We start from the raw sequence: 12,681 nt of genomic DNA, 5'->3' as shown, positions 1-12,681 counted from the left end.
GACGAAGAAAGAATCTATTATTCGTTTGCACGAGTCTGATCTACCTCCAGCGGCAGTGTAACAAGAAATGTTGTAAATTCAGCAGGCTTGCTTTCAACAGTAATGGTTCCGTTATGCATATCGATGATTTTCTTTACAATAGAAAGTCCTAAGCCACTTCCGCCATTCTCAGCTGTCCTCGCTTGGTCCGCCTTATAAAATCGTTCGAATATATGATTTTGTTGTTCTGGTGTTAAACCGATACCATTATCATGAATGGCAATAGTGATTGCATCCATTTGTTTTGTCATTGATATTGTAATGGTGCCAGCAGCTGGCGTGAATTTAATGCTGTTGCTTAGTAAATTCATCCATACTTGATTCATTAAATCTTCATCCGCCATTACCGAAATGTTTTCTAATTGCATATCCATGTCGATATTTTTAGCTAGCCAATTTGGTTCCAGCGCTAGTACGACATTACGCAATTGCTTATCAAGCCGATAATGCCTTGGCTCGAAGGGGTGATGTTGTGATTCTAACGACGTTAGCTTTAGTAAATTGTCACTAATTTTTGATAGTCGATTACTTTCCATCTCAATGATTGCTAGATAATGCTGTCGCTTATCCTCAGTGAGGTCAATGTTTTTCAATGCTTTAGCAAAGCCATTAATAGATGTAAGAGGTGACTGGATTTCATGAGAAACATTCGATATAAATTCTTGTCTCATTCTTTCTAATTCGCCTAATTCGATCGCCATATGGTTGATACCATGTATTAATTGACCGAATTGATCTTCATTTGTTTTAAGGTCTAATTTGACAGTAAAGTCACCTTTAGCAAGTCGGCTTAATGCATCTACAACCATATCCCAATAGTTTCGTTGTTTATTTAGCCCAATTAAAAAGAGGATAATAATAGAGCAAGTAAAGAGGACAAATACGCCAACTACGGTCCATAACTGAAGCCAAAAACCTTGTGGATATTTACCTAACCAATCATAAATCCACGAAGTGATGTGGAATGAAATAAAAGCAAATATGATGTTAACGATAAGAAGGACCGTTAAAGATAATAAAAGCTTTAAAAAGTATTTTAGTCTTCTCATGAAACAAGTTCCAAACGATAACCTAGACCGCGAATTGTACGAATAGAAAATCCACTTGTTTCTTGAGGGAAACGTTGACGAAGTCTTTTAATGTGAACATCGACTGTTCGTTCATCACCTTCATAGTCGTACCCCCAAATTTCTTCGATCAACTGTTCACGTGAAAAAGTTTTTCCAGCATAGCTTGCTAACGTAAATAACAGATCAAATTCCTTTAAACGAAGTGTTAAAGATTCACCGTTATACAAGACTTCATGTGTATTACGATTTAACTTAATATTGCCTGCTTCCACAAGTTGAGATAGGGAAATATGATATCTTTTAAGTATGGATTTCACACGAACGATCAGCTCTGCTGGTTCAAATGGTTTAACAAGATAATCATCAGTTCCAAGATGAAAACCTTTTACCTTTTGCGAGGTTTCTCCCTTGGCGGTTAACATTAAGATTGGTAGATGTTCATTAAATGAACGTATTTCTTCGCATAATTCCCAACCATCCATTTTTGGCATCATGATATCCATAATAATCATATCCACCTTATCAGTATTCAATTTGGACAGTGCATCCACACCGTCCATAGCTTCAATTACCTCTAAACCTTCATTTTGTAAAAATACCTTAACTAATTCTCGAATATGCGCATCATCATCTACGACTAATAGTTTTGTCATGCTAACAAATCCCTTCGTTATTCCTCTTTAATACGTAATTGTTGCTTAGCAAACTCTCGATACATGTTATGAGTCTCAAATAGAGTATCATGTGTGCCACTGCCCGTAATATGTCCTTTCTCCACAAAAAGTATTTGATCTGCATCTACTACGGTTGAAAGGCGGTGTGCAATGACAAGCGTTGTTCTATCTTGCATTAAATTATCTAGTGCTTTTTGAACATAGATTTCTGATTTACTATCTAGACTAGATGTTGCTTCATCTAGCATTAATATTTGAGGGTCACGCAAAAGTGCTCTGGCGATAGAGATACGTTGTCGTTGACCGCCAGAAAGCTTAATGCCTCGTTCTCCTACCTCTGTATCAAAGCGCTCTGGTAATTCATTGATAAATTGATCGGCATAGGCCATTTTGGCAACTCTCTCAAGCTCTTCATCTTGCACTTCTCTATCAATGCCATAGCAAATATTTTCACGAATCGTACCCGATAGCAGTGCACTTTCCTGAGCAACGTAGCCGATTTGGCTTCTCCAAGAATGTAAGGAGTAAGTGTCGATAGGGGTTTCTCCGAGTGTAATACTTCCGTTAGTAGGCTGATAATATCTTTCTAACAGAGAAAATGTTGTTGTTTTTCCTCCGCCACTAGGTCCGACGATGGCCGTAACTTTACCTGGTTCAATGGTAAAATTAATATTCGATAAAATTAGATCTTCTCCATATGCAAAGTCAACATTTTTTACATAAATCGGTTGATCCACTTTTTCTAATGTGTTTCCTTCGAAAATATTTTCCTCTTCATGCTCAAGTAATGCACTAATTCGCTCTGTAGCACCCATTGCTTTTTGAAGCTGTGTAAAGAACATTGTTAATTGGGTCATTGGCATGATGATTTGGATTAAATATAAAATAAATGCTACCATGTCACCAGCTGTAAGTTCTCCTGAAGAAACGCGTACACCGCCATAACCAATAATGGCTACAAGGACTGACATTAAGACAAACGAAATGAGAGGCGAAATAAGAGCGTGGATTTTGGACTCTTTTAAGCCGAACTGAAAGAGGTTAGTAATTCCTTTTTTACCGCGCTCATATTCTATATTCTCAGCATTTGAAGCTTTTACTAACCGTGTCTCAGGTAATACTTGATTGAGCACTGCTGTAAATTTTGCTGTCTCATCTTGCATTCCTTTTGAAATGACAAACATACGTCTTCCTAACAGCATTAAAATAATCATAGCGAGCGGAACAGCGATCAGCATGACTAAGGTCATTTTCCAATCTAAGATTAATAGAATAATGACTGATCCAATAATAGAAATAACGCCTGATAAACAGTTCGCAAGGTGTTCCGTAATGAGTTCCTTGACAACAGCTGTGTCATTCGTAACACGACTTAATGTTTCACCTGTATCGTTCTCATCATAATAAGGAATTGGTAAATGAAGTAGCTTTCTCCAAAGCTGATCCCTTAACTTCGCGACGACATGATGTCCGACACGATTTAAATAATAAATGGAAAGTCCACCCGCAATAGCCTGCGCGATAAAAGCAATACCTAACAAAAGTATTTGCCAATAATCAAGGGATGCTAATGAAAAGCCATCGACTAATTTTTTTGTAAATAACGGTACGATAAAGCCAACGCCTGTAGTTGCTAAACTCATTATTAAAGCAATAATTAAAAGCGATACTGGCGGCTCAGCTTGTTTCACTAGGCGAATAAAACGTCGCCAATCCGCTAGTTTTGTCGTATCTTTTGATGCCTCCTGCAAAGTAAATCCTCCTTCAATTTCATCAACAATAAATTATGAATCTTTTATGTTACTAACTATAGCATGTCTATATGAACTGAATATGAAATGAGGAGGTAATGAGAATAGGTGGCAGGAACATAAAAAATTCCACATCAGAAAAACGCGAGAAATCAATGTTTTAAAATTGATTTCTCGCGCTTTTTAAAGTTTCGACTAGCTAAGTCCAAGCCTCTTTTTAATAATTATACTCGTCGATAGAACCAAGTACAAAACCTAATATTCCAAATAAGAACATTATTACTACATATACAACGATTGCAATCAGCCCCCATATTAAAGCGGATTTAGCTGCTTTAGGCTTTTCATCTTTCCATACAAAGTACATAATAATCCCTAAGAGTGGTACACAACAAAAAGAAAGGATGTTAATAGCTATATTTGGTTTATCCTCTGGGTTTGTATTATTTACACGAACACCACATTTTGGACAAATTTCTGCTTGTGCCGCAATTTCTTCATTACAGTGTGGACAAAACATATTAAATTATACCTCCTAAAAGAAAATTAAAAGAATTCCCATTTTCCTACTGTTTTTCCTTCATAGTTTTTTTTCCCGATTAAATAAGCATCAATTAAAATGGGTAAACCAACAAAAATGAATCCTAAAGGAAAAGGAATGATAAAAATAATTATTGTAGATATAAATATGCAAAGAAATCCCTTCCCCATTTGATTATTAATGATTTGGCCTACACCAGGTATTAGAAATGTAAGTAATGCAGGAACTAGTGGATGAGTACCCTTTGGAAATTTTTTAAAAATAATACCGCATGAAGTACACATTTCTTGTAAAGCATTTAATTCATTCCCACAATTATGGCAGTAATTATGTACTTTGAATTTTCTAACACCACAATTTGGGCAAATTTCTGCCTGTTCTGATAGATTGGATGCACAATATGTACAAAACATTTTCAGTCTCCTTAGTTAAAAATTAATGAACCTATATATTCCCCTTTTTTATAGAGATACATAGTTAGATTCCAAAATAAGAGAGCGGCGTGTAAAACCATAAAAACAATACCTATTCCACCGAGTATTCCCGTTACTAATCGCCGATAGTTAGTACTAAGCCATTTATTAAATAATTGTCCCGTTCCGTCTATAATCATAGGAATAGTTAAAATAAGAGCATAAAAAAAAGGTGGAACTTTATATAATGCCAATATAATGCCAATTACATATCCAATACAAATTCCTGTGCAACGTGCGCAAATCGGAAATTGAACACCTCTATAAAAAAAAGATCTGCTTGGTAATCTGTGGCAAAGGAACAAAAATTGAAAATATCGATTCACGAAATCACCTATTTAATCAAGTTTTTCAATAAAAGGAAACAACGAATATAATATACTATAAAAAGGAATATTGGAATGATAAAAATTAATTTTAACATAATTTAGTATAAAATGATTAAATGGATAGGGATTTATTCCTGTGAAAGATTTTTTAGCTTTTTTAAGAGGAATGTTTAAAATAAGTTCCTTTTTTTGGAGGTATATCATATAATATTGTAAACCGACAGTCGGTCGATTTAATGTAACATCTCATTCTATTCACGGAATAATATAATAGTCACCATGTTGACATTTTGAAAGTCGTTATGTATTATTTAGTAAACATGGTGACTAAATAGAGGGGTGCTACATATGGATTTTAATTTGTTATTGAAGGAATTGCATTTTATGCAGCAAAGTTATGCGACATTGTTTTCAGTTGTCAATAAAGTTCAAATAAGAGGAGATGAATATTTAGAAGTATTAACTTCGAGACAGCATATGGCTCTAATTGCCATTGCCCATTTACCAATGGAAAATACAACACTCGTAAATATCGCCAAAAAGCTTGGGACAACTAAGCAAACTGCGAATAAGTTAATCACGAGTCTGGTGAAAAAAGGATATGTTCAAACGATACCAAGTAAATTAGATAAAAGATCGATCAATGTAGAGATTACTTCACAGGGAAAAACAGCTTTAATTGCTTGTTCGGAGAAGTCTACTTACTTTTTAGCAGATATCTTTAAAGACTTTACAACAGAGGAAATTGAAACATTGTGGAAGCTATTGCAAAAACTCTATCGTTTTGACGGTGAGGAACTAGATGGGTATGAAGAAACGGTAGATATGGAGATAGAGGAGCCAGAACAGATTTCGGACTTCCAAGAGAGAGTTTTAACGGAGTTATTACAACGACGATATGGAGATGAAGAACGTCATGATTAAAGGAGATACATCATTTTTTTATCATCAAAAAGCAAAAGAGACTGAACAGAAGTTAAAAGAAAAAGTTTATCTTATGAATCTTAAAATAAAGAAATCTACGTATGACGTTAAGGAAAAATTTCATCGGAAATCAAAGAATAGTCACACTGGAAATTATGTATCCATTATCGTAGGGTTCTCATTGCTAATAATGTCATGGGGCGCGCAAATCGAGTGGCTCATTTGGTTAAGTACTGTGAGTATTTTTAGTAATGTCTTTCTTCTTACAATACAAAAATATTCTACATTTTCAAAAGGGTCATAAATGTTAAAGGAAGGGGTTTAAGAATGGAATCACAAATTAAAAGAAAAGGCTTTTCAAAAGATTTTAACCTGATGGTGATTGGGCAAATTATTTCTATTTTAGGATCTGCGCTTTTAAGGTTTGCCTTATCACTTTATGTACTAGATATTACAGGCCGTGCAGATCTTTTTGCAGTACTATTTGCGATATCGAGTATCCCAATTTTACTAGCACCGCTAGGAGGAGCAATTGCTGACAGGTTTAATCGACGCAATTTAATGGTGATTTTCGATTTTACGAGTAGCATAATTGTTTTTATTTTCTTTGTAGTACTAGCAATTGGTAATAGTTCTATTTTGCTGATTGGTGTTGTGATGGTGCTGCTTTCTCTCGTTAGTGCCATGTATGCACCTACAGTGATGGCCAGTATTCCAGTACTTGTAGAAGAGGAAAAGCTTGAGCAAGCCAATGGAATTGTCAATGGTATTCAAGCGTTATCCAATGTAGCGGCTCCTGTATTAGGGGGGATACTATATGGCATGATTGGGTTAAAAGTGCTTGTCATAGTAAGTGGTGTCTTCTTTTTCTTCTCTGCTATATTAGAGATGTTTATTCAAATACCATTTAAGCAACGAGAGCAGAAAGGACATATTGTTCCAACGCTTGTCAATGATTTAAAAGAGGGCTTTAGCTATGTAGTGAAGCAATCTTTTATATTCAAATGTATGGTTTTAGCGGCATTATTAAACTTATTATTAACACCGCTGTTTGTCGTGGGTGTACCGATTATTCTCCGTGTCACTTTGCACAGTAGTGATACATTATATGGAGTAGGGATGGGGTTAATCGATTTTGCTACAATTTTAGGAGCTTTATCTATCGGGTACTTTGCGAAAAAAATGGGTATCAATAATTTGTATATTTGGATTTTCATCACTGCTTTATTGATTGTCCCAATGGCTCTAGCGGTTACGCCTCTGCTGCTTAATATTGGCTATTATCCATCTTATACTTTATTTGTTGTTAGCGCACTTTTAATCGCTATGATTATGACGATCATCTCTATTTACGTTATTACAGTTGTACAAAAAGAAACACCTAATGAAAACTTAGGGAAGGTCATGGCGATTATCATCGCTGTTTCACAATGTATGGCACCAATTGGGCAAATATTGTATGGCTTATTATTTGAAGCATTTAGTGTTAAAGTCTACGTTCCTATTTTAATGATTGGTATTGCGATGGTAGTGATGGCAATAGTAACAAAGAGGATATTACGATTTGAAAAGAGCGAGGCAGCAGAATGATTGTTGATCCTCTGAGATGTTAAACTCGTCTATGAAGAGGCTTTACAGGCAAGTTACTGACGAAACTAACTTAGATTATTTGCAAATAATATAGTTCAAACTAACTAGCTTAGTTATAAAAGATGAAAAAGCCAAATTTCCCTAAATGTCGAGGGGAAGTATGGCTTTTTTATATGGGAAGTGAGGATAATCAGCACTTTATCCATTTGTTTTTCAAAATTTGCAAAAAGGTAATATCATAAATATTTACATGATGATTGCCTTTTTGGTTTTTTATATGAATGTTGTTTTCAGTGGCTGACAATAAGGTTCCTGTTATCATTAGTTGATCTGTTTTAACTTGAATAGTTTCTCCTATATAATATTGTAATTGCTGATAAAGAGGGATGCCAAAAAATAAATTAATTAATGTAGGACGTTTTGACACAAATTCTCCGAAATTTAAAACGAGAGCTTTATTTTTAAGCATTTCTAAATCGTATGGCTCTTCTTCTTGAGAGTTGTTAATGTGGGATAGTGAAATGAGTCGCGTATATAAAATAAAGATAGGTCCACAATTCGTGTTCAACTGGATAAAATCTCGTCCTGCAATACTTAATAAACCTGCTTTTTCTTCAATTGTCTCAATTACTCGATTTTTTATTGTATCTTCATCTTTTGTTCTTTCTATAAATTTGCAATTAATTTTTATTTTCACATTTACACCTTGAAGTTTAAGGAAATGTAATTGAAGCTGGCGAGTATTGTTTACGTCGCTTTCTGAACCTAGTGATTGTAGCAGTTGATTTGCTTCATCTATACAAAATTTCAACTCATTTAATTGTGCCTTTGGTAGTGAGCTAGTTGGAGAAGAAAAAACAGGAGTTGGAATTTTTGGGTTGGATTTATTACAGGAACATGTTAGTTTTTTGCATTTTTTACAGCGCTTCATGTGGAATCACCTTCATTTTCAGTTGATGCTAAATGATCTTTAAGTGGGGCTAACAATGAATTTCTACTTTTTAGGACTCTAAAAATACCCCATAAACCTAATTCAATATCCCATCTAATATTTCCTGAACGATACAAATAGTCTCCTGGTTGCTGAGATAGTCCACCTGCTCCATAAAATAAAAGGAAATCGTCATTACTTCCAACAGTTGCTTCGCCTTTAAAGGAAACTATTGAAGAAAACATATCTTTTTTACTTCTAAAGAAGTGATGTTCATGAATGGTAAATGTATGAGCTCTCGGTTTATCAGCTGGAAATGCAAAACGAAATGTTACGGGGTCTCCAGGATAAGCCAAAAATAGCGGTGTGCTTGGATTTCTTACTTGAGTAGCACTGAAAACTTTGAAAACATCATTTAGATTTTCTACAAAATGACTAAATCTCTCTGCTCGGTAATTGAAGCCTCTTGAGCCTTGGTCTTCAAAATCTTCTATTTTTTCCTCTGCTTTGATGAGGAGTGGTTCGGGATCAATAATGACATTTCCTTTTTTATCAACAAGTCTTACCCCATCATGCATAACGATAGAGAATTCTCTAAACTCAGGGAGCAAGGGATTTGAAATAATAGCCTGATGTCCTAGATTACCCTCTCTTCTGGTCTTTGGATGGAGATAATTCGATCCTTTAGACTCAGCAATTAGTATGCCAAATGCCCCGTGGTGTCGATGATTTCGTATGTCGGCCATATCCCATAAATTAGCTGACCCAAAATCAGTATCGATATACCAGATATACTTTATGCTCTCACCTGGAGCAATTGTCTGATCGAGGTTGAATCCTACAGTTGCTCCATCAGAATGTTGAACGTCATAAATAGCTAGTTGAGCGTGTAATGAAATTCGTTGTGACGGGGGAGATGGTGCGCTAACAGGTACCTCGGGATAACCATGTAGGGCTCCGTGATGGAATGTATCGTTCAATTCATTCGTAAGTGTGATTTCTACATATTCTCCAACATTTGCACGTAATATTAAAGGCTCTGGATTCACTTTCTGTAAATGAATATTTTTTACATTTTCCTTGAGTGCGAAAATTATTCCAAAAGGGTCGTGATCTCCTTCATTGTTATAGTCAATTCGAGCATTTATAGCAGCGACTTCATATTTTCGAACAATCGAGTTTGGTGGAATTGCGTCTTTCGGTATTGTTGCTTTTTCAGGGGGTTTCCCCGTAGGACAAGGTAAAGGACCGACTCGTGACGGCGGTGTATCTCGGTCTGGTAAAGGAATTAAATGTGGTACTCTTTTTTCATACGATCTAAAAATACCCCAGTTTCCTAACCAAATATTATCGATGGAGCCGTAATGATAGAGAGTATCGAAATCTCCTTCACCTTCCATGTTAAATTCAAGTGTAAAGGATTCAGCAATAGCTATATGTTGCTGCTGATCTAATTTTGAAGATAAGTTGGGACGTTCTTTATGCCAACGCTGACGGTGAAGATTAAAGCTATGTGATTCTTCATGTGCGCCTTGAAGGAGACGGATTCGAACAGGATCTCCATTGTAGGTTTGAAGCAATGGTGTTACAGGATCGCCATGTACCCATGAGCTGAAAACATAAGCAGGATCACGAACGGGTTTTTTTAAACGAAATTGAATCGGTTCATTTTTATAATTGATAGCCATAACGCCTGGATCTTCTGGTGAACCAGGGAAGGGTGGAGGATTGAGTGGACATCCGTCTTTATCAAATAACATCGTAAAATCTTGAACAAATAAATTTAATTCACGGAAATCGGGAATTAACGGATTGACGATTGTTGCTTGTGTACCGGATTGTATTTCTTTACCAGTAACGGAGCTTAAAAATTTTGAGCCTCTTGCTTGAACATTAATGCCAGCAAAAACACCATGGTGCTGATGTTCGTTGGCAAATAAATGGTCGTGCCAAAAAGTTGCTTTTAATTCTACATCTGCAAACCACTGATATTGAATTGTCTCACCTGAAAGAATGCCTGAATCGTAATTCCATCCAACATTTGCACCATCTGAGCACAAAACGTCAAATTTAACGAAGTGAACATGCATGCCAGCCTCATATGTGCGGTTGACTAGTTGGAATGCATTTCCGCCAAGTGTCTCGGGTAACTTATTTGTAAATTTAAAACGGATTACTTCGCCAGCATTTGCCCGTATAACCAATGGCTCGGGTTCTTTTCTACCGGCTAATATATCTTCTTCATCTTTAGCTAAAACATATAAGCGACCTTCAGGATCATGCCATCCTTGCTTATTATAAATAATAGGCATTTGTATAAGAACGACATCAAAGGTCCTTACTGGGTTTACATCTGGAATAGCTGGGTTGACAAAAACAGCCCCAGGAACAGCATTCGGTGCAAAAGAATTTTTTTCAATTTGAGTAGCTGGTCTACCACCTATAATGCCGAGTGGTGGGCGCGGTGCTTTAAGTCCGACAATTCCTGGCACAAAGTTTGGAAATCCTGGTTTCTCAGGTGTCGGTTTTGGTGGTAATGGTCGATCCGGCAGCGGCTTAAGTGCTTTGATCGGCACGCCGTTCGGATAACATTGACTACCGTCTTGTAACGTATCAAAATTACGTTGAATTCCCCACATACCTTCTCCAAAATGGGGGTACAGATGACAATGTATAATAGCATCGCCCATTGCACCTTGTAATGAACCTGCCCCGTATACTGGTGTGACTAAATAGTTCGATTGGGGTGAAATGGCTTGCACATCAAGAAGGTCGGAGTTTTGATTTATTGGTTCAGAAAACCATTGATGGACATGGTAGTGAAATGAATGTGTTTCTTTTATACCCGCATGAATGAGCCTGATTTTTAAGGGATCCCCTATATAGGCTCGTAAAATAGGTGTTGCTGGATCACCGAATACCCAAGAATCGTGATGAACCTCTTCGCCCTCACATTCTGGACAAACAACACCTTCTTGAATTAATCGTAGTCTGTTCCGCATAGGCTCCGAACGGTAGTTAATGGAATGAGTTGCTTCTGGTTGAAGTGTATGAGGACTGATGGGCTTTTGCCCTGTTAAATCGTGTACCTCCTCCTCGTCGTGGAAAAACCAACCATATTCTCGATAAGAGGGGAGTAATGGATTGTGAATATCGGCAAAAAGACCACTATTAATTGGTTTGCCTGAAATAGGATCAGTCCAAGTAGATCCACGTGGTTCTACAAAAAGTGCACCAAACAAACCATGTACATTACTTCCTAATTCACTTGATAATGTATTTCCTAAATCAGAGAAAAAATGGGTTCCTTCAATATGAACTTGCCATTTGTATACAATACTTTTTCCTGGTGGAACTGTCGTATTTGGATTTCGCCCAACAAAAGCTCCATCAGAAGTAAAAACATTATATTCTACATCTTGAATATGCATCGATGCATTGAAGGGAAGCTGATTTTCAAATACAACCTCAATATCGTCACCTACATTTGCGCGAATAACTAATGGCTCAACTAAATCTACTGGCGTAAATGGATTCTTAGCGACTTTTTGTTTGATTAGACTTTCATTTTCCTTTAATACATACATCATACCCTCTGGATCGTGGTCACCGAATTGATTGACAACAATACGTATAGGAATGGCAACGATGTGAAATTGTCTAATCATTCATGCCATTCCTTATATCAGGTATAGGTCTGTTTTCTTTTTCAATATAAAACACTTCTATATCGTCAATGTGAACTCGAAATTTTTCTCCATCAAGCTCTGTTATATTCGTAATCTCTGCCTCTATAACTAAATAGTCACTAACCACTTCTGCAATAGGTCCGATAATTAGAAAGGGATATTGGGAGAGTAATACTAATGCTCTAACACCTATATTATTCTCAAAAGCTTGTGTTACAACAGTTTGTCGTATGGTATTAATATCTGGCACGCTAATACCAAGTTGTGTAGCCAGTTTATTTATATCCATAGTAACCTCCTATTCTTATGAATTTTCTAAGTGAAAACCTATACAAGTACAAGTTTCCGTTTACAATCAAATGGTGTAAATACTGCAATATGCTCCATAGGGAAACTTAGTGGTGTAGGAAATTTAAAAAACGGAGCGTTGTGCATTTTAATAGTTACTGGATCTAGTGTGATAAAGCCATTTGTGACTTCTACAACTTTTCCACAAAAAATAGGTCTAAATGTTTGACCGAGAATATTTAATTGATTTCTCTCGGTTACCAGTAATATGTTTTTCCCTTTCATCTCCAAAAAGATCTCATTTGCAGGAACTATTGGATCTCCCACTTTTCTTCACCTCCTTATATTTGTGAATGCATCGATTTAGTATATTGAGCTAAAA

General features: G+C 36.2%; 13 protein-coding genes. 3 read left to right on the top strand and 10 right to left on the bottom strand.

Annotation, left to right across the window (positions count from 1 at the left end):
• Positions 1-17 precede the first annotated feature (17 nt).
• From AMS59_RS04130 to AMS59_RS26870, 6 genes are all read right to left on the bottom strand, one after another.
• On the bottom strand, positions 18-1,088 hold the full coding sequence (locus tag AMS59_RS04130; protein ID WP_053482491.1) for a HAMP domain-containing sensor histidine kinase: 1,071 nt from the start codon (positions 1,086-1,088) through the stop codon (positions 18-20).
• Positions 1,085-1,762 carry a response regulator transcription factor gene (locus tag AMS59_RS04125; protein WP_053482490.1) on the bottom strand — a complete coding sequence of 226 codons (678 nt, stop codon included), beginning with the start codon at positions 1,760-1,762 and terminating at the stop codon, positions 1,085-1,087. The genes AMS59_RS04130 and AMS59_RS04125 overlap by 4 nt, the downstream gene beginning before the upstream one ends.
• 17 nt (positions 1,763-1,779) lie before the next feature.
• Positions 1,780-3,534: an ABC transporter ATP-binding protein gene (locus tag AMS59_RS04120; RefSeq protein ID WP_053482489.1), complete on the bottom strand. Its 1,755-nt coding sequence runs from the start codon at positions 3,532-3,534 to the stop codon at positions 1,780-1,782.
• Between the two features lie 217 nt (positions 3,535-3,751).
• Positions 3,752-4,054 (bottom strand): zinc-ribbon domain-containing protein, encoded by a 303-nt coding sequence (locus AMS59_RS04115; protein WP_053482488.1) that lies wholly within the window; start codon positions 4,052-4,054, stop codon positions 3,752-3,754.
• A gap of 26 nt (positions 4,055-4,080) precedes the next feature.
• The gene (locus AMS59_RS04110) at positions 4,081-4,488 is read right to left on the bottom strand and encodes a hypothetical protein (protein WP_053482487.1); all 408 of its coding nucleotides are present in this window, start codon (positions 4,486-4,488) and stop codon (positions 4,081-4,083) included.
• Positions 4,489-4,499: 11 nt separating this feature from the next.
• A complete protein-coding gene (locus AMS59_RS26870; RefSeq protein WP_053482486.1) occupies positions 4,500-4,874 on the bottom strand; it encodes a DUF2085 domain-containing protein in 375 nt (124 codons plus the stop codon).
• Between the two features lie 351 nt (positions 4,875-5,225).
• On the opposite strand from AMS59_RS26870, the gene AMS59_RS04100 reads away from it, so the two are divergent.
• Genes AMS59_RS04100 through AMS59_RS04090 form a run of 3 tightly spaced genes read left to right on the top strand, consistent with a single transcriptional unit; the run spans position 5,226 to position 7,391 of the window.
• Positions 5,226-5,801 (top strand): MarR family winged helix-turn-helix transcriptional regulator, encoded by a 576-nt coding sequence (locus tag AMS59_RS04100; RefSeq protein ID WP_053482485.1) that lies wholly within the window; start codon positions 5,226-5,228, stop codon positions 5,799-5,801.
• Entirely contained in the window at positions 5,794-6,105 is a 312-nt protein-coding gene (locus AMS59_RS04095) for a hypothetical protein (RefSeq protein WP_053482484.1), read from the top strand. The genes AMS59_RS04100 and AMS59_RS04095 overlap by 8 nt, the downstream gene beginning before the upstream one ends.
• Before the next feature lie 23 nt (positions 6,106-6,128).
• A complete protein-coding gene (locus tag AMS59_RS04090) occupies positions 6,129-7,391 on the top strand; it encodes an MFS transporter (RefSeq protein ID WP_053482483.1) in 1,263 nt (420 codons plus the stop codon).
• A 190-nt stretch (positions 7,392-7,581) separates the two neighbouring features.
• Here AMS59_RS04090 and AMS59_RS04085 read toward each other — a convergent pair whose 3' ends face one another.
• The 4 genes from AMS59_RS04085 to AMS59_RS04070 are packed head-to-tail and all read right to left on the bottom strand — an operon-like array spanning position 7,582 to position 12,626.
• Entirely contained in the window at positions 7,582-8,322 is a 741-nt protein-coding gene (locus tag AMS59_RS04085) for a hypothetical protein (protein WP_053482482.1), read from the bottom strand.
• A complete protein-coding gene (locus AMS59_RS04080) occupies positions 8,319-11,990 on the bottom strand; it encodes a multicopper oxidase domain-containing protein (protein ID WP_053482481.1) in 3,672 nt (1,223 codons plus the stop codon). Before AMS59_RS04080 ends, AMS59_RS04085 begins: the two co-directional genes overlap by 4 nt.
• The gene (locus tag AMS59_RS04075) at positions 11,983-12,300 is read right to left on the bottom strand and encodes a hypothetical protein (protein ID WP_053482480.1); all 318 of its coding nucleotides are present in this window, start codon (positions 12,298-12,300) and stop codon (positions 11,983-11,985) included. Before AMS59_RS04075 ends, AMS59_RS04080 begins: the two co-directional genes overlap by 8 nt.
• A gap of 38 nt (positions 12,301-12,338) precedes the next feature.
• Positions 12,339-12,626, bottom strand: coding sequence for a hypothetical protein (locus tag AMS59_RS04070; RefSeq protein ID WP_156304550.1), 288 nt, complete (start codon positions 12,624-12,626; stop codon positions 12,339-12,341).
• Positions 12,627-12,681: the final 55 nt, after the last annotated feature.

This window comes from Lysinibacillus sp. FJAT-14745 (assembly GCF_001275675.1).
Lineage (GTDB): Bacteria > Bacillota > Bacilli > Bacillales_A > Planococcaceae > Lysinibacillus.
This window is presented reverse-complemented; position numbering and strand designations above follow the sequence as displayed.